At 63.2% G+C, this 15,799-nt stretch carries 20 protein-coding genes and 1 tRNA gene; 10 read left to right on the plus strand and 11 right to left on the minus strand.

Going from position 1 to position 15,799, the window contains the following annotated elements:
* Both KG722_RS00885 and KG722_RS00890 read left to right on the plus strand, forming a co-directional pair.
* Positions 1-361, plus strand: a 361-nt coding sequence (locus KG722_RS00885; protein ID WP_213268592.1) for an META domain-containing protein, incomplete at its 5' end; no start/stop codon positions are given.
* 88 nt (positions 362-449) lie between these two features.
* A complete protein-coding gene (locus KG722_RS00890) occupies positions 450-1,931 on the plus strand; it encodes an NAD(P)/FAD-dependent oxidoreductase (protein ID WP_213268594.1) in 1,482 nt (493 codons plus the stop codon).
* 48 nt (positions 1,932-1,979) lie between these two features.
* Here the strand turns inward: KG722_RS00890 and KG722_RS00895 are convergent, their stop codons facing one another.
* Positions 1,980-2,825 (minus strand): crotonase/enoyl-CoA hydratase family protein, encoded by an 846-nt coding sequence (locus KG722_RS00895; protein ID WP_213268596.1) that lies wholly within the window; start codon positions 2,823-2,825, stop codon positions 1,980-1,982.
* 161 nt (positions 2,826-2,986) lie between these two features.
* On the opposite strand from KG722_RS00895, the gene KG722_RS00900 reads away from it, so the two are divergent.
* On the plus strand, positions 2,987-3,205 hold the full coding sequence (locus tag KG722_RS00900; RefSeq protein ID WP_213268598.1) for a hypothetical protein: 219 nt from the start codon (positions 2,987-2,989) through the stop codon (positions 3,203-3,205).
* On the opposite strand, the gene KG722_RS00905 is transcribed toward KG722_RS00900, so the two are convergent.
* From KG722_RS00905 to KG722_RS00925, 5 genes are all read right to left on the minus strand, one after another.
* Positions 3,202-4,218, minus strand: coding sequence for an NAD(P)H-dependent glycerol-3-phosphate dehydrogenase (locus tag KG722_RS00905; RefSeq protein WP_213268600.1), 1,017 nt, complete (start codon positions 4,216-4,218; stop codon positions 3,202-3,204). The two genes, KG722_RS00900 and KG722_RS00905, sit on opposite strands and share 4 nt — an antisense overlap.
* Before the next feature lie 45 nt (positions 4,219-4,263).
* Positions 4,264-4,992: a hypothetical protein gene (locus KG722_RS00910; RefSeq protein ID WP_213268602.1), complete on the minus strand. Its 729-nt coding sequence runs from the start codon at positions 4,990-4,992 to the stop codon at positions 4,264-4,266.
* A 26-nt stretch (positions 4,993-5,018) separates the two neighbouring features.
* Positions 5,019-6,536, minus strand: a complete 1,518-nt coding sequence (locus KG722_RS00915) for an acetyl-CoA acetyltransferase (RefSeq protein ID WP_213268604.1) — start codon at positions 6,534-6,536, stop codon at positions 5,019-5,021.
* 122 nt (positions 6,537-6,658) lie between these two features.
* Positions 6,659-7,657, minus strand: coding sequence for a haloalkane dehalogenase (locus tag KG722_RS00920; RefSeq protein WP_213268606.1), 999 nt, complete (start codon positions 7,655-7,657; stop codon positions 6,659-6,661).
* A gap of 102 nt (positions 7,658-7,759) precedes the next feature.
* Positions 7,760-8,407: a LysE family translocator gene (locus KG722_RS00925; RefSeq protein WP_366909854.1), complete on the minus strand. Its 648-nt coding sequence runs from the start codon at positions 8,405-8,407 to the stop codon at positions 7,760-7,762.
* A gap of 124 nt (positions 8,408-8,531) precedes the next feature.
* Here KG722_RS00925 and KG722_RS14875 point away from each other — a divergent pair, with 124 nt between their 5' ends.
* The 3 genes from KG722_RS14875 to KG722_RS00935 are packed head-to-tail and all read left to right on the plus strand — an operon-like array spanning position 8,532 to position 10,126.
* Positions 8,532-9,284, plus strand: coding sequence for an FAD-dependent monooxygenase (locus KG722_RS14875; RefSeq protein ID WP_300998133.1), 753 nt, complete (start codon positions 8,532-8,534; stop codon positions 9,282-9,284).
* Positions 9,193-9,762 carry a hypothetical protein gene (locus tag KG722_RS14880; protein ID WP_300998134.1) on the plus strand — a complete coding sequence of 190 codons (570 nt, stop codon included), beginning with the start codon at positions 9,193-9,195 and terminating at the stop codon, positions 9,760-9,762. The genes KG722_RS14875 and KG722_RS14880 overlap by 92 nt, the downstream gene beginning before the upstream one ends.
* Before the next feature lie 4 nt (positions 9,763-9,766).
* Positions 9,767-10,126 carry a nuclear transport factor 2 family protein gene (locus KG722_RS00935; protein ID WP_300998135.1) on the plus strand — a complete coding sequence of 120 codons (360 nt, stop codon included), beginning with the start codon at positions 9,767-9,769 and terminating at the stop codon, positions 10,124-10,126.
* A gap of 20 nt (positions 10,127-10,146) precedes the next feature.
* On the opposite strand, the gene KG722_RS00940 is transcribed toward KG722_RS00935, so the two are convergent.
* The 5 genes from KG722_RS00940 to KG722_RS00960 all read right to left on the minus strand — a co-directional run bounded on the left by KG722_RS00940 (position 10,147) and on the right by KG722_RS00960 (position 13,319).
* Positions 10,147-10,707 carry a universal stress protein gene (locus tag KG722_RS00940; protein WP_213268610.1) on the minus strand — a complete coding sequence of 187 codons (561 nt, stop codon included), beginning with the start codon at positions 10,705-10,707 and terminating at the stop codon, positions 10,147-10,149.
* Entirely contained in the window at positions 10,640-10,996 is a 357-nt protein-coding gene (locus KG722_RS00945; protein WP_213268612.1) for a universal stress protein, read from the minus strand. The genes KG722_RS00940 and KG722_RS00945 overlap by 68 nt, the downstream gene beginning before the upstream one ends.
* 12 nt (positions 10,997-11,008) lie before the next feature.
* Positions 11,009-12,499: a SulP family inorganic anion transporter gene (locus KG722_RS00950; protein ID WP_213268614.1), complete on the minus strand. Its 1,491-nt coding sequence runs from the start codon at positions 12,497-12,499 to the stop codon at positions 11,009-11,011.
* Between the two features lie 181 nt (positions 12,500-12,680).
* Positions 12,681-13,091 (minus strand): DUF2177 family protein, encoded by a 411-nt coding sequence (locus KG722_RS00955; RefSeq protein WP_213268616.1) that lies wholly within the window; start codon positions 13,089-13,091, stop codon positions 12,681-12,683.
* Positions 13,092-13,245: 154 nt separating this feature from the next.
* Positions 13,246-13,319: transfer RNA gene (locus KG722_RS00960), tRNA-Gly, on the minus strand.
* 105 nt (positions 13,320-13,424) lie between these two features.
* Between KG722_RS00960 and crcB the strand changes: the two genes are divergently transcribed.
* Genes crcB through KG722_RS00980 form a run of 4 tightly spaced genes read left to right on the plus strand, consistent with a single transcriptional unit; the run spans position 13,425 to position 15,794 of the window.
* A complete protein-coding gene (gene crcB, locus KG722_RS00965) occupies positions 13,425-13,808 on the plus strand; it encodes a fluoride efflux transporter CrcB (protein WP_213268618.1) in 384 nt (127 codons plus the stop codon).
* Positions 13,805-14,854, plus strand: a complete 1,050-nt coding sequence (locus KG722_RS00970) for an RluA family pseudouridine synthase (RefSeq protein ID WP_213268620.1) — start codon at positions 13,805-13,807, stop codon at positions 14,852-14,854. Before crcB ends, KG722_RS00970 begins: the two co-directional genes overlap by 4 nt.
* Positions 14,854-15,117 (plus strand): hypothetical protein, encoded by a 264-nt coding sequence (locus tag KG722_RS00975; RefSeq protein ID WP_213268622.1) that lies wholly within the window; start codon positions 14,854-14,856, stop codon positions 15,115-15,117. Before KG722_RS00970 ends, KG722_RS00975 begins: the two co-directional genes overlap by 1 nt.
* On the plus strand, positions 15,114-15,794 hold the full coding sequence (locus tag KG722_RS00980) for an HAD-IA family hydrolase (RefSeq protein ID WP_300998137.1): 681 nt from the start codon (positions 15,114-15,116) through the stop codon (positions 15,792-15,794). Before KG722_RS00975 ends, KG722_RS00980 begins: the two co-directional genes overlap by 4 nt.
* The last annotated feature ends 5 nt before the right edge of the window (positions 15,795-15,799 follow it).

The following is a 15,799-nucleotide window of genomic DNA, read 5'->3' on the forward strand; positions in this document are numbered from 1 at the left end:
CTCCTTCCCTTCCTTCCGGGCGTGTTCTGCCCGGGTGATGCCCGGCGCGGAGATGACGATGACGCCTGAGCCCGAAGCGGCCCCCGCGCCGGAAACGCCGGGCGCGTTCGTGCCGGGAACGGGCCGCCTGAGCAGCAAATCCGGCTGCAACCCCTATGGCGCGGGCTATACGCTGTCCGGCGAGGGGGTGAGCTTTGGCGACGCGTTCTCAACCGAGATGGCCTGTGAGCCGGACCTGAGGGAGCAGGCGCAGGCGTTTCTCGACGCGCTGCGCCATGTGACCGCGATCTCGTTCGATCCGGGTGGGGAGTTGAAGCTGCGCGATTATGAGTTCCGGCAGATCTGTCTCCGGTGCCAGTGAGCCCTGCCCCTCGGGCACCGGTTGACGGGCCGGGCGCCGCTTAGCAATCCTCCTTGCAAAGACACCTATCAGAGGGGCAGGCGGCCAGATGGGCTCGACGGTCAACAAGGCAACGACACGGATTGCCATTCTCGGCGCGGGGATGAGCGGGCTCGGCGCGGCGGCCAGGCTGAAGCAGGCCGGCTACAGCGTTATCGACATCTTCGAGAAATCTGAAGGCGTGGGCGGCACCTGGCGGGACAACACCTATCCGGGGTGCGGATGTGATGTGCCCAGCCACCTTTACTCCTATTCTTTCGAGCTTAATCCGGACTGGGACTATAAATGGTCGCTGCAGCCGCAGATCCTCAAATATTTCGAGGATTTTGCCGACAAGTATGATCTGCGCCGGCATTGCCGGTTCAGCACCGAGATCACCGAGTGCAAATGGAGCGACGCGGCCAATACCTGGACGCTGACCGACCGGGCGGGAAAGATCCATACGGCCGATGTCTTGATTTCTGGTCTTGGGCAGCTGAACATTCCGCATACGCCCAATTTTCCGGGACTTGAAACGTTCAGGGGCGCGGCGTTCCATTCGGCGCGGTGGGACCATACGGCGGACCTGAAAGGCAAGACCGTGGCGGTTATAGGAAATGGTCCGAGCGCGGTGCAATTTGTGCCGGAGATCCAGAAGGTGGTCGGCAGGATGTTGAGCTTTCAGCGCTCGCCGGCCTGGTGCCGCCCGCGCGGGCAGCGGGCGTATGACGCGAAGGCGAAGAAGTATTTTTCGGGCGCAGACTGGCGGATCAACTGGTACCGTTGGCGCATCCGGGCGTTTGCCGATTTCGGATTTGGGGCCTTCCTGCAGAAGTCTCCGATGGGGCTTGCGGGCTCGATGAAGAAGATGTGCCAGAAGCATCTTGAGGATCAGGTGAGCGATCCGGTGCTGAGGGAGAAGCTGACGCCGGACTTCGAGCCCGGCTGCAAACGTATTCTGATCTCGGATGATTATTATCCCGCACTGGCCCAGCCGAATGTCGAGTTGCTGCGCCAGGGCATCAAGGCGGTGACGCCGGATGGCGTGATCGGCGAGGATGGCCAGGAACACAAATGCGACGTGATCATCTGGGCGACCGGGTTCCAGTCGACCCAGTTCCTGACGCCGATGGAGGTTCATGGCCGCAATGGTCTCAGCCTGAACCAGGCCTGGAAGGACGGGGCGGAAGCATTCAAGGGCATGGCGGTGTCCGGCTTCCCGAACTTCTTCCTGCTCTACGGGCCCAATACCAATCTTGGCCACAACTCCATCATCCTGATGGTGGAGCACCAGATCCATTACATGATCCAGTGTATCGACAAGATTGCCGAGAAGGGCGTGGCAGCGATTGACGTGACGCCGTCCGCGATGACGGCGTATAACGTGCGTGTACAGAGTGAAATTGCCAAGACGGTCTGGGCATCAGACTGTCATAGCTGGTACAAGAACGAGGCCGGAAAGGTGACCAATAACTGGTATGGCAAGACAACCGACTACAAGAAGGAAACCCGGCATCCGGACTGGACCGATTTCGAAGTGATGAAAGGCTGACCCTCTCGCCCGACAAGAAAAAGCCCCCTCCGAGGAGGGGGCTTTTTGTTACATCGGCTCTGTGCGGACGGGGGCAAGGTCGGGGTAGACCGGCTCGCGCTTCTCCACCCTGGCAGAGAAAGCTTCGGCCATGTGGGGCGGCGGGAACATCGCGGCGTTCCAGACGCCGATATAGTCGAGCGTGTCGGCGGTATTGTGGTCGCGCCCGTAATTGATCAGGACTTTCGAGCCGGTGACGGCGAGGGGGTTTTTCGAGGCGATCTCGCGGGCCGTGGCCAGGACGCCGGCGATGAGCTCTTCATGCGTGTCGTAGATGTCGTTGACGAGGCCGATTTCCTTGGCCTTGACGGCATCGATCCGGCGGCCGGTATAGGCGAGTTCCTTCACCCAGCCTTCGGGGATGTAGCGCTGGAGGCGCGGGAAGGTACCGACATCGGCGGTCATCGCGATGTTGATTTCCATGATGCAGAAATAGGCGTCTTTGGTGCACCAGCGTATGTCGCCTGCGGTGATCATGTCGATAGCGCCGCCGATGACTGCGCCGTGGCAGGCGAAGAGGACCGGCACGCGGGCTTCTTCCATGCAGTTGAAGGATTGCTGGATGGCTTTGACATTGGAGCGGAAGGCCTCGGCAGAGACGTAGCGGTCATGCTCGGCGGCGGGGCGGGGGGCGGTGAAGACAGACGTGTCCATGCCGGCGGAGAAATGCTTGCCGGTGGAGGAGATGACGATGACGCGGGCGAGGGCATTGTTGTCGATCGCGCGGACGATTTCGGGCAGTTCGTTCCAGAACGCCTTGTTCATCGTGTTCATCGCCTCTGGGCGCGACATCTGGATGTGGGCAACCTTGTCCTCGATGGTCACCTTGAAGGCTTCGTAGGTGTCTTTCAGCATGGGTGTCTCCTCCGTTTGGGCATAAGTGTAGCAGGCGGGCACGGCGGGGCGAGGGGTGACGCCGGGGGAGGCGGCTCCATTGCCGTGGCGCCCGAAAACGCTAGTCCTTACTGTCAGGCAATGCCCAGGGCAGAGGAGCGCCTATGTATCGAAACAAAGCCGTGCTGGAGGCTGTCCTTCGGGTTCTGCGCGAGCGAAAATTGTCATTGGACGAATGGGAAGAAACCATTGGCTGGCCAAAGGGAACCCTATTGGCATCGCTGCAGCCCCCCGATGAACTCAGCATCAACCGGAACATCAAGCTCCCTGCCGAAAAACTCGGAATTGACGGGGCCGCCTTTTTTGAACAGGTCAGGCGGATTGATGCGGAACTTGACTAGCTCGGGCGATTGACCGCCTCAGCCTTTACCGGGCGCATCAGCAGGGCGGTGATGGCCTCGTCCACGGTGATTTCACCTTCTATGACGGCGGCGACGGCTTGGCAGATGGGCATTTCGATGCCGTGCGCGCGGGCAAGGCGGCGCAGGACCGGGGCGGTGGCGACGCCTTCGGTGACAGCGTTGCGGGCGGCGAGGATGCCGACGAGGGGCTCGCCCTTTCCGAGCGCCATGCCGAGGGACATGTTGCGGCTTGTTTCCGACGAGCAGGTGAGGACGAGATCGCCGAGGCCGGAGAGGCCGGTGAGGGTTTCAGCTTCTGCGCCGAGGGCGAGAGCGAGGCGCGTCATCTCGGCATAGCCGCGCGCAATGAGGGCGGCATGTGCCGAACGGCCGAGGCCTTTGCCGAGGGCAATGCCGCAGGCGATGGCAAGGACGTTTTTCACCGAGCCGCCAATCTCCGCCCCCAGAAGGTCCGTACCCAGATAGGGCCGGAAGGTGGGCGTGGAGATGGCCTGGATCAACTCGGCGCCGACGCGGGTATCTTCGATGGCGAGGGTAACGGCTGTGGGCAGGCCCCTGGCAACATCGATGGCAAAGCTGGGGCCGGACATGACGGCGGGTATGGCTTCGGGCAGCTCATCCTTCAAAACCTGCGTCATGAATTCGCCGGTGGCCAGTTCGATGCCCTTGGAGCAGAGGACGACGGGTGTGCCGGGGCGCAGGCTGGCGCGCAGGGCGCGAAGGGTCGTACGGGTGTGCTGGGCCGGGGCGACGGCGAAGATCACGTCAGCTGCGCCGAGGTCTTCCAGCTTGTTGGTGGCGCGGATTTCCGGCTTCAGGAGCACGCCCTTGAGGAAGGCGGTGTTCTCGCGCGAGTTGTTGATCGTGGTGGCGACCTCAGGCTCCAGCGCCCAGAGATGCACGGTCTGGCCGTCGCGGGCCAGCATCTGGGCGATGGCAGTGCCCCAGGCGCCCGCGCCGATGACGCCGAATGTCTTGAAGTGTGTCGTCATGGAAAGCTGTTTGGCGGAAGCTGCGGCTTGCAGCAAGGTGCTGGTTCAGCCGATCAATGATAAAGTCTGACCCAGAATAACTGCCGCGCCCGCCACAAGGGTCAGATGCCAGAGGAAGATTTGCCGGAAGTCGTAAACAGTCTGGCCCTCCCATGTGCCGTGGGCCTCTGTAACCATGCTGGCAAAGTCGGTGAGTTCGCGACGGGGAACTGAAGAAGAAATGCTCTCACCTTCCGGACCTGGGCCATCGACCACGAAGGGGGTCTTGAGCCGATAGAGCGCCATAAGCGGCCAGAACAGCCGGACGAATCCGTCCCGCGTGATCCTCGGCAGGCTCAGCAGCAGGGAATCGACGCGTCCCCTGGTTATCCACTCCCAGAAGAGTTTCCATCGATCCGAGTTGCCATTCTCGACTGCCACGAGATCATCTTTCTCGGCCCGGGACCAAGTGTTTCCGATAGACAGGTAAAGGGCAAACGCGTCTGCTAGCCAGAGCGGAAACGACACACCGTATCGCAGCAAGACGTCGCCCAGCTGATCCAGCGCGTCTTCTTGGGTTTCGACAATCCTGAGTGCCAGTCCCTCCAATTCAATCAAGTCCGCCAGATTGAGGTATTTGATCACCGAGATGGCTGCGAGAAGAAACAGGGGAAACCCCAGAATGGAAAAGATGCTGCGAAACGCGCGGCGTATGGACGGCCAGACCGACCCTGCAAGTAATTGAAGTTTCGTGGGAGCCTCTTTCACCAGCTCAGCGGAGCGAACCGTTTCCATGTCTTTGTTCATCGCGCGTAACAGGTTCAGACGAAGACGAAAGTGCCTTGTTCGCCATCTACCAAGACGGCGACCTTGCGGCCCACGGGGCTGGCGTCTTCGCGCAGAACGGCCAGCGTGGCCGCGTCGGCATTGTTGGCGAGGGCGCGGCGGCCGTCGGCGAGGCGGGCGAAGATGATGCCGCGTTCGGGGCCTTCCTTGCCATGTGTGACGGTGAAGGTTTCGAGCGTGGCGTCGCAGTTTTCCGTGGCGATTTCAACCTGGCTTTCCGGTTTGGCGCCTTTCTCGGCGGGGGTGAATTTCGCCGGTCTGGTGGTGGAGTAGACGCCGGCGGCTTCCTTTGTCATCCAGCCGCCATTGGCGAGGACGAGGCCGGTATTACCGGGGCTCTGGCGCAGCGTAGCGACCATCTCGGCTATTCCGTGCAGGGAGTAGTTGTTGCCTGGGCCGCCGAAGAAGGGCAGGCCGCCTGTGAGGGTGAGGGGGCGCTTGTCGGTTTTCCAGTCCAGCCCAAGGGCGGCAGCGCCGGAGAATACCGCGCAGGGGAAGCAGGAATAAAGATCAAGGTGGTGGATGTCTGCGCTGGTTTTTCCCGCTTGCGCGAGGGCGCGGGAGACGGCGGTTTCCATCGCCCAGGAGCGGTCGAGCACCGGGCGCACGGAGATATGATCATCACCCGCTTCGCCCCCGCCATGGAGGTAGACGCGTTTTGCTTCCGGCACGCCGAGTTCGTCTGCCTTTGAAGAGGAGACGATGATCGCGGCGGCGCCCTGGTTGACCGCGTCCTGGGCGATGAACCATTTCAGGAAGGGGTCTGCATACTCATAGTTTTCGCGGGAAGGCGTGGAGAGGAACTCGACCGAATGCTCCTGCGGGAATTGCGACCAGGGGTTTTTCGCGGCGACGGCGGAGAAGGGCTGGAAGAGTTCCGCCATGGCCTTGCGCTGACCGGAGCGGCTGCGGCCTTCGCGGGCGGCGATGGCGTTTTCGAACAGGCCGTAGAAGTAAGCGGGCGTGACGAGGCCGTGCTTGATCTCGCCGCGCGTCAGCATCATCGGTCCAAGGCCGCGGTCTTCGTAGGCGCGGGCGTCCTCGTCGGCCCAGTTGATCTCCACGCCATGCTTGCGGGCGCCCTTGGAGGCGCGGTTTGCCTCCGATCCGGAGACGAGGACGGCTTCGAACTCGCCTTCATGAATGCGGCGGGCAAACTCGTTGACGAGGGCCTGGGGGCTCTGGCCGCCGACGGTTTCGTAGAGAAGATAGGCGGGGTTTGTGCCGGTTTCGCGCGCCAGCGTGCCGGGCAGGTTTGTGTTGTGGCCGTGGGGGTGGCGGTCGCCGGGGACAGAATCCTCGAAGATGCGCACCACCGCGAGGGCATCGATGGCGGCGGCAATGCCAGGCGCGCCGGTGTCGGCGAGGGCGGCCTTGGAGGCGTCTGCCATGAGGGAGAGGGGCGAGGGGGCGCCGGGAGCGCCCTGCTTGCCATCCCACTGGCTCATCGCCTGGCCAACGCCGATCAGGACCGGAAAATCACCTTTTGCCATTGCCCGCGCTCCTCACATCCAAACAGGTCAGAGGCCGGTTTAACGCGCAGGAGCGTGGCAGGGGAGCCCCGACGCAGGGGAAGGACTGCGCCGGGGCGCAGGAGCTGACAGCGGCGCTGTTTTCAGGGGTTGGCGCGGATGAAGGCAATGATGGCGTCGCTGAAAGCTTCGGGCCGGTGTTCCTGCAGGAAGTGGCCGCCGCCGGAGATGGTGACGTGGTTCTGGCCCTTGGCGCCGGGGATACGGGTCTGGAACGCCGCTTCGCCGCCCTTGGTGACGGGATCGTCGTCAGCGAAGGCGGTGAGCACGGGCTTTTCGAACTTTTCCAGAACGGCCCAGGCCGCGTCGTTCTTGGCGCGTTCCTCTGCGCCATGGGGCATGAGAGGCACGAGGGAGGGGAAACGGCGGGCACCAGCGAGATAGGTTTCGTCCGGGAACGGAGATTCATAGCCATTCAGAACGGCGTTATCCGAAATGTCAGAGAGGAGGCCGAAGACATCGCGCACGGAAAAGTCAGGGGCCTCGGCGGCGTATTTGACCCAGAAGAGGAAAGCGCCGGGTGCGCCGGAGCGGAAGGCGTCGCCAACATCTTTCGCGCTGGGCACGGGCACCTGCGGATAGAGCATGCCCAGCATTTCCGACATCTGCGGGGCAAGCTGTCTGGAATCCGGCAGGCCAGTATTGGCCACGACCAGGCGCTTGAAACGATCCGGGTGTATTCCTGCCAGGCGCAGGCCGAGAAGCCCGCCCCAGTCCTGACAGACGAGGGTGAGGCCTGTGAGGTCCAGCGCCAGCATCCATTGTTCCAGCCAGTCGACATGGCCGGAATAGGAATAGTCTTCGATGGCGCCCGGCTTGTCGGATTTTCCGAACCCGATGAGGTCTGGCGCCAGGACGCGGTATCCGGCAGCCGTCAGCAGGGGGATCATCTTGCGGTAAAGGAAGCTCCAGGAGGGTTGGCCGTGGAGGCAGAGGAGGATCTCACCGTCATTGGGGCCTTCATCAAGATAGTGCATCCGCAGGGGCGTGCCGTCTGGCGCTGTGACGGTCAGATAATGCGGGGCGAAGGGGTAATCCGGCAGTCCTTCAAACCGTTCGTCCGGTGTCCGCATGACCTTCATTTTCTATCGCTCCCAGCCCTGGTGCCGCATGTATTGACATTATTCGTGCCATTTCTTGGGCAGGGCGGCAACAGGAAAGTTTTCAGGCGTTGGAAGCGGGCGTTAGGGCGCCAGCAGCAGGAGGGCGCCGGCGCAGAGGACAAGGCCGGTGAGGGCTTCGATGCTCCCGCGGACGGCGGGGCGGGCGAGGAAACGGCTGGCGCGGGCGGCGGCGCTGGTGATGAGGGCGAAGAAGGCGAGGCCAAAGGCGCAGTGGATGAGAGCGAGACCCGCGCCGAAGGCGATGAGGCCGGCCGGGGCTAAATGATCCTTCGGAAGGAACTGGGGCAGGAAGCTTGCATAGAAGAGGCCGACCTTGGGGTTGAGAAAATTGGTCGTCAGACCCCGGATGAACCAGTTGGGCTGGTGGGCGGTTTCGGCGCTGACTTTATCTGGGGATTTATGGTGGCGGAGCGTCTGGTACGCCGACCAGACCATCCGGGCGCCGAGCCAGAGGACATAGAGCGCGCCGGCTATGGGCAGGGCCTGGTAGGCAAGGGACGAGAGGGCGGCGAGGGAGCCGAGCCCGGCGGCGGCAGCCAAGCCCCAGACAAGGACGCCCAGCGTGATGCCTGCGCCCGCGACCATACCCTTGCGGGGGCCTTCGACAGCGGCTGTGCGCAGAACCAGGGCGGTGTCCAGGCCGGGCGTCAGCGTCAGCAGCAGGGCGGCCACGCAGAAGGAGAGGATGGCGGTTACGGGGTCCGTCACCGGGAGTTTTCCGGGCCGGTTAGCCCGGAAGAAATTGGCCTCTCGTTCCCCTCGGTCATGTTTGACAGCCTCCTTCAGGCGATGATGATTGGCTAACACAGATAAAGAAGTATTGGGGAGCCTCATGAAATACGACCTGATCATTGTGGGTGCCGGCATTGGCGGATCGGCACTGGCGGCTGTCATGGCGAAGGCCGGTTGGAGCGTGCTGCTGCTCGAGAAACAGGCGCAGTATGAAGACCGGGTGCGCGGGGAATGGATCGCGCCCTGGGGTGTGGCAGAGACCCGGCGCGTGGGGCTGTATGACCTGCTGAAGGGCGCGGGCGGGCATCACATTACCTCGCATGTGACCTATGATGAGAGCCTGCCGCCGGAACTGTGTGAGCAGGCGGCAGTGCCGCTGGGCCTGTTGCCGGATATTGCCGGCCCGCTGTGCATTGGCCATCCCCATCATTGCGAGACACTGTTTGGCGAGGCGGCGCGCGCGGGCGCGACTGCCCTGCGGCCGGCGGTTATCGAGCGCGTGACGCTGGGCGCGGCGCCGAGTGTGACGTATACGCATGAGGGGGTAACCCATAAGGCCAGCGCGCCGCTGATTGTGGGGGCCGAGGGACGGCAATCGGAAGTGCGCAGCGCGGCGGGGATTGGTCTGCATCAGGACAAGCCCCATCACTGGTTTGCCGGCCTGCTGGTCGACAATGTTAAGGGAATTGATGATACGCGCCAGTCTATCGGTACCGAACGGGATTTCGGGTTTCTGGCGTTTCCGCAAGGGGGCACCGAAGGTGCGCGTCTATGGCGGCTATGCGCTGGACGACAAGCGCCGGTTTACCGGCGAGGACCGGGCGCAGCGGTTTCTGGAGGCGTTCCGGTTTGACTCAGTGCCTGCCAATGAAGCGATTGCGGCGGGCACGCCTGTGGGGCCGCTGTTTGCCTATTTCAACAATGACAGCTGGACCGATCAACCGTTTGCCGAGGGCGCGGTTCTGATCGGCGATGCGGCGGGATGGAATGATCCGATCAATGGCCTTGGCCTGTCGATCACCTACCGGGATGTGCGGATGGTGTCAGATATTCTAAAAGCGGCCGGGCCGGGAGCCAAGCCGGACTTTGCGCCGTATGCTGAGGAGCGGTATGAGCGGATGCGGCGGCTGCGCTTTGCCGGGCAGTTGCAGGCGGCGCTGGACATGGAGTTTGGCGACACAGCAAGGGCGCGGCGCCATGCCTATCACCATCGGCGGATGAGCGACCCGACACTCGGGATGCACGGCGTGGCTGTGCTGGCCGGGCCGGAGATGGTGCCGCCGGAATTCTTTACGGAAGACCATCGCCAACGCGTTCTGGAGGCGGGGTGAGATCATGGGTGTTGATATTGAAACGTTCAATGCGGACTGGCTGAAAGCGTGGTCGGACAAGGACACTGAGCGGCTGGTGGCCTTCTATTCAGAGGACACTGTCTATATGGACCCGCAAACGGCGGGCGGGCTGAAAGGGCGAGACGCGCTGCGGACATATCTGCAGGACCTGTTCGGGGCGACACCGGAGATGGTGTATGTGCCCGAGGCGGTGTGGGCGATTGAAGGCGGGTTCTGTGGCCGGTGGATCTGCACGGTGGGCCCCGATGGGGCAGGCGGGAAGCTGCGCGGGTTTGACCTTGTGCTGCTCAGGGACGGCGAGATCGCACACAACGAAGTGTATGTGCACCAGTTGCCCGCCTGAACAGCCGGGCCCCTCAGCGGCTACCGGAACAGCAGCAGCGGGATGGGACAGGAGCGGATCAGCGAGGTTGTGGTGGAGCCGATGATCAGGTTGCGGATGCGGGAATGTCCGTAGGCGCCCATGATCAGTAGGTCTGCGCCGTCGCGTTCGGTTTCTTCGGTGATGATCTTTTCGGCGTGACCGGGTTCTGCTTTGGCGGCGGCGTCATAGCCAGCCTCTGTGAGGCGGGCGGCGGCGGCGATGCCGGCCTTGGCGAGATCTGAACCTTGGTCTGTGACGCTGAACACGGTGATCCGTGGGCGGTCTGCCATCGGCGACTGGACGAGACTGTCCAGGGCCTTGCGGGCGCTGACGCCGTCATCGAAAGCGAACACGGCATGGCCTATCGGCTTGAAGGCGCGGCTGGCGATGAGGACAGGCTTGTGCACGGCGCGCACCACACGCTCCAGATTTGAGCCGAGGTGGAGCTTTTCAAAGTCTGCGCCTTCGCCGCGCTTGCCCATGACGATGAGATCACCTGCGCGCTTGACGAGGGAGTCGGCGATCTCGCCGGTGCGCAGGGCGAGGCTGACATGCTCCACGCCTTGAGCTGTCAAGACGCTGCTGGGCGGCGTCCAGGATGGTGCGGCCGCGTTCCTTGGCGAGCTCGGCGGCGCGGGCGTCATGGGCGGCGAGTTCATCGAGCAGCGTTGAGCGGGCGCCCAGGCCGATAGCGCCGGAAAGATCGGCGGGGAAGGCGCTGGTGCGGCGCGTGTTGAGGACGTGGAGCAGCTCAATGTCTCCACCATACTGGCGCGCGGCCCAGGCGGCATGATCGCAGACGCTGTGGGTATACACCGAGCCGTCGATGAGCGCGAGAATATGGGTCATGGCTATTCCTCCCTAGTGGGACATCAGCTTGTCGAGCGCGCCGGGTTTGTCGTGCAGGGCGAGCTTGTCGACGATGGTTTCGCTGGCCTCGTTGAGGCCGATGATTTCGACCTTAGCCCCTTCGCGGCGGAATTTCAGCACGATCATGTCGAGCGCGGCGACGCTGGAAATGTCCCAGATATGGGCGTCGCTGACATCTATGATGACTTCATCGAGGGCTTCTTTGAGATCAAAGGAGGCGTTGAAGGCTTCCACCGAGGCGAAGAAGACCTGGCCTTCAACCTTGTAGCGGCGGACGCGGCCATCTTCGGAGACGGTCGAGGTGACCTTGAAGATCTGAGAGATCTTGCCGGCGAAGAACACCCCGGAGAGGAGCACGCCGATCAGCACGCCGATGGCGAGGTTGTGGCTGATGATGACGCCCGCGACGGTGGCGAGCATGACGATGGAGGAGCTGCGCGGGTGCACGCGCAGGTTTTTCAGCGACGACCAGCTGAAGGTGCCGATTGAGACCATGATCATGATGGCGACAAGGGCGGCCATCGGGATGCGGCTGACCCAGTCACTGACCAGGAGGATCATCAGCATCAGGAAGAGGCCGGCAGAGAGCGTGGAAAGGCGGCCGCGGCCACCGGATTTGATGTTGATGATCGACTGGCCGATCATCGCGCAGCCCGCCATGCCGCCGAAGAAGCCGGTGACGGAGTTGGCAACGCCCTGGCCGACGCATTCGCGGTTGCGGTCGCTGGGCGTATCGGTGAGTTCATCGACGATGGTGGCGGTCATCAGGGATTCCAGAAGACCGACCACCGCGACGGCGAGCGCGTAGGGGAAGATGATCTGCAGGGTTTCTAGGGTGAACGGGATGTCCGGGATGAGGAACATCGGCAGGGTGGAGGGCAGCTCGCCCATATCGCCGACGGTCCGGATGTCGAGGCCGAAGCCGATGGCAATGGCGGAGAGGGCGAGGATGCAGATGAGCGGCGAAGGGATGGCGCGGGTGACCATCGGGAAGAGGTAGATGATGGCAAGGCCGAGCGCGACCAGCGGGTAGGTCAGCATCGGCACGCCGATGAGCTCGGGGATCTGGGCCATGAAGATCAGGATGGCGAGGGCGTTGACGAAGCCGGTGAGCACCGAGCGCGAGACGAAGCGCATGTACTGGCCAAGCTTCAGGAAGCCCGCGAGGATCTGGAGGAGGCCGGCCAGCACCGTGGTGGCGAGGAGATATTCGAGCCCATAATCGCGTACCAGGGTGACCATCAGCACGGCGGTGGCGGCGGTGGCGGCGGAGATCATGCCGGGGCGCCCGCCGACGATGGCGGTGATGACGGCGATGGAGAAGGAAGCGTAGAGGCCGACCCGGGGGTCAACGCCTGCAATGATGGAAAAGGCGATGGCTTCGGGAATGAGCGCGAGGGCGACGACGAGGCCGGCAAGCAGGTCCGCGCGAACATTGAAGAACCAGGTCTCTTTGAAAGACTGGAAACTGAGGGCTGACATGTGAAGTCACTTCCGGAATAAGCGGCGGGCTCCTACTGCGAGGTCCGGGCCTTGCAGGCGACTCCAAGCCGGCGCTGACAGATCGGGCGCCGATACGGGCAAAGCCCTTCATGCTGCGGCGCAACAGGCCGGCGTGTACTGTGTTTCCAATAGGGTCGCAACCCTGTTGGGGCATCGCAGCTCAGGCGCCAGAGACGGCGCGTGCGGCGTAGTATCCGGCAACGGATGCGATAGCGGTGAGCACCGTGCCCCAGGCGAGGTCGACGAATGTCATCAAGAACGGCCAGTCACGCAAGGTGGCGAGATTGGTCAGATCATAAGTCGCGTAACAGAGAAAACCGAGGAAGGCGCCTGCGCCCAGAGCCGTCCAGACACTTTCTGCCCGAACAGCAGGCAGGACGGCGAATACAAGAATGCCGGTGACCATGATGAGATAGAAAGCGATGGCGGCGGGGATGTTGACGGCGTCTGCGCGCAGGGAGCCCAACTGGCTGCGATAGAAGGCATCGGCGACCCGGCCGAGCCAGATGAGGTCAATGATGGCAAAGGCGATCGCGATCCCTGCCCATCCGGCAATCACTGTTTTCAGCATTCAAAAGGCCCTCGCTCTGTCTTGCCCGCAACGCCGAGCGCGAACCGACCAGTGGCGGGATACTCGAACAGCGGTTGAACGTTGGGAGGCCGGGATGGTTCCAGCGGCATGGGCGCAGGAGCGCGGATTTAACCATCTAAGGGGCTGAAAATTCTGGAGCGGGTGAAGGGAATCGAACCCTCGTCGTAAGCTTGGGAAGCTTCTGCTCTACCATTGAGCTACACCCGCACGCACCTTGTTTTTGACGACTAACGCGGTGGCGCGCAAGGGGGCGTTGTGCCGTTATGGCAACTAGGCTGGTGTATTTTGCTGCCTCCGCGTAAAAGGCCGCGCATGAACGGATTTCTTCTCGTTGCTCTGGGCGGCGCCATTGGCGCGAGCCTGCGCCATGGCGTGGGGCAGGTGGCTGTGCGCCACCTGCCGCTCGGCTGGCCGTGGGCGACGAGTTTCGTCAACATTGCAGGCAGCCTGGCGATGGGCTTGCTGGCCGGTTGGCTGGCGCTGAAGGCGGAAGGAGCGAGCCAGGAGGCGCGGCTTTTCCTCGCCACCGGCGTGCTGGGCGGGTTCACGACGTTTTCGGCATTTTCACTTGAGGTCGCCAATTTGCTGCGCTCGGGCGAGACATTGAAAGCCGGGCTTTATGCCGGCGTTTCGGTGCTCTTCAGCGTGCTGGCCCTCTTTATCGGCCTCTGGATGGCCCGCAGGATATTCGCATGAGCGGACAAATCATTACTGAAACCGTGTCGGAAAAGGAAACCGGCGCGCGCCTTGACCGATGGATCAAGCGGCGCATGAACGCGACGCAGGGCCAGGTGGAGAAACTGCTCCGCACCGGGCAGATCCGCGTCAATGGCGGGCGGGCGAAAGCCAATACGCGGCTCGAGACCGCCGACGAAGTGCGCTTCCCGATCTTTGCGGCTGAAGACGCCGGGGCGCGCAAGGCGGCCAACGCCAAGCAGATCTCCGAGGAGGACCGCGAGTTTCTCCGCTCGATCATCATCCATGAGGATGATGACATGCTGGCGATCAACAAGCCGGCAGGCCTCGCCGTACAGGGCGGCTCCGGACAGGGCCGCCATGTGGACGGGCTGATTGCGGGCATGGATGTGGACGGGCACCGGCCTGTGCTGGTGCACCGGCTGGACAAGGATACGTCCGGCGTCCTGCTGCTGGCCAAGCATCCGGTAGCGGCCGCGCGGCTGACCGAGATGTTCCGCAGCCGGGAGATGGACAAGGTTTACTGGGCAGTGACAGTCGGTGTGCCAAGCCCCCAGGCCGGCCAGATCCGCTGCTGGATGGTCAAGGGCGTGCCCGATATAAACGAGCCTTCGGGATACCGCCCGGTGGATCCTTATGCGACCAAGCGCCGGGATGGAGACCGTGAACGGATGATCCGCTCCGCCCAGGGCGTCGAAGGCGCAAAGCATTCGATTACGGATTATGTCGTGGTTTCCACCGCTGGCCCGAAGGCGGCCTGGGTGGCGCTGCGGCCAGAGACGGGGCGCATGCACCAGCTGCGCTTCCACATGTTGGAAATGAACACGTCGATCCTTGGGGACTACAAATACAAGTCCCGCCGGGAAGTGCCTCAGGGGCTGGCCGAAGGGCTGCACCTGCATGCCCGGGCGCTGGTCATTCCGCGCGAGCACGGTAAGCCGATCAAGATCATCGCGCCGCTGCCCCCGCACATGAAAGAAACGTTCGAGACGCTTGGCTTCCTCGAGCAGGAGGCGGGCAAGGACCCGCTGGCGCCGTTCATCTGATGTCGGGACTGCTGCGGTTCTGGGCACATGTTGCGGGGGGCGCGGCGCTGAGCGGGGCCGTGTTCCTGATTTACATGTTCTTTTCCGGGGGCATCTGCCGGGCGGCGCTGGAATTTGCGCCGGCCTGCACCCTTGAGAGCCGGTGGCAGGCCCTGTGGCTGAACTGGGAGGGCGCGCTGTTCCTGTTACCCATTGCACTTTGCGTGGGCGCGCTCGTGGGCATGCGGGTGGCGCGGCTGGAGAAGAAGGCGCGCAAGACATGAGCCTGACTGAGCTGCGCCTTGCGATATGGGACGTGGACGGAACACTCGTGGACAGCCGCGATGTGATCCAGGCGTGCATGGAGACAGCGTTTCGCGGCGCGGGCCTGCCGGCGCCGCCTTATGACGCGACGCGGCAGATTGTCGGCCTCAGCCTTGATGTGGCGCTGACAGCGCTGGCGCCGCCGGACATCGGACCAGAGCGGCTGGCGAAACTGGTCGAGGCGTACAAGCAGGCTTTCGTTACGCACCGCACGAGCCCCGGGCATCACGAGCCGCTCTATGCCGGCGCGCTGGAGTTGCTGGAGCAGATGAAGGGTGATGGCTGGCTGATGGCGGTGGCGACGGGCAAATCCCATCGCGGGGTGGACGCGCTGTTTGCCAGGCACAAGCTGCGGCATTTCTTCGATACGGTCTGGTGCGCCGATGACGGGCCCGGCAAGCCGCATCCTTTCATGGTGGAGCAGGCCATGGGGGCGCTGGGATGCGTGCCGCAGGAGAGCCTGATGATCGGCGACGCCATCCACGACATTGCCATGGGCAAGGCAGCCGGCGTGCGCGCGCTCGGCGTCAGCTGGGGATTTGGCAAGCCAGAGGAACTCAGCGCTGCCGGCGCCGATGAGGTTCACCACGATTTTGGCAGCCTGACGGAAAGCCTGAAGGCTTTCGCGCTGGCGTAAGGCGG

This window comes from Hyphomonas sp. (genome assembly GCF_018402285.1).
Classification (GTDB): Bacteria; Pseudomonadota; Alphaproteobacteria; order Caulobacterales; family Hyphomonadaceae; genus Hyphomonas.

Coding starts and splice junctions, on each gene's coding strand:
- KG722_RS00890 (WP_213268594.1), top strand. CDS start 450: ATGGGCTCGACGGTCAACAAGGCAACGACACGGATTGCCATTCTCGGC.
- KG722_RS00895 (WP_213268596.1), bottom strand. CDS start 2,825: ATGCTGAAAGACACCTACGAAGCCTTCAAGGTGACCATCGAGGACAAG.
- KG722_RS00905 (WP_213268600.1), bottom strand. CDS start 4,218: ATGACGACACACTTCAAGACATTCGGCGTCATCGGCGCGGGCGCCTGG.
- KG722_RS00910 (WP_213268602.1), bottom strand. CDS start 4,992: ATGGAAACGGTTCGCTCCGCTGAGCTGGTGAAAGAGGCTCCCACGAAA.
- KG722_RS00915 (WP_213268604.1), bottom strand. CDS start 6,536: ATGGCAAAAGGTGATTTTCCGGTCCTGATCGGCGTTGGCCAGGCGATG.
- KG722_RS00920 (WP_213268606.1), bottom strand. CDS start 7,657: ATGAAGGTCATGCGGACACCGGACGAACGGTTTGAAGGACTGCCGGAT.
- KG722_RS14875 (WP_300998133.1), top strand. CDS start 8,532: ATGAAATACGACCTGATCATTGTGGGTGCCGGCATTGGCGGATCGGCA.
- KG722_RS00935 (WP_300998135.1), top strand. CDS start 9,767: ATGGGTGTTGATATTGAAACGTTCAATGCGGACTGGCTGAAAGCGTGG.
- KG722_RS00945 (WP_213268612.1), bottom strand. CDS start 10,996: ATGACCCATATTCTCGCGCTCATCGACGGCTCGGTGTATACCCACAGC.
- KG722_RS00950 (WP_213268614.1), bottom strand. CDS start 12,499: ATGTCAGCCCTCAGTTTCCAGTCTTTCAAAGAGACCTGGTTCTTCAAT.
- KG722_RS00955 (WP_213268616.1), bottom strand. CDS start 13,091: ATGCTGAAAACAGTGATTGCCGGATGGGCAGGGATCGCGATCGCCTTT.
- crcB (WP_213268618.1), top strand. CDS start 13,425: ATGAACGGATTTCTTCTCGTTGCTCTGGGCGGCGCCATTGGCGCGAGC.
- KG722_RS00970 (WP_213268620.1), top strand. CDS start 13,805: ATGAGCGGACAAATCATTACTGAAACCGTGTCGGAAAAGGAAACCGGC.
- KG722_RS00975 (WP_213268622.1), top strand. CDS start 14,854: ATGTCGGGACTGCTGCGGTTCTGGGCACATGTTGCGGGGGGCGCGGCG.
- KG722_RS00980 (WP_300998137.1), top strand. CDS start 15,114: ATGAGCCTGACTGAGCTGCGCCTTGCGATATGGGACGTGGACGGAACA.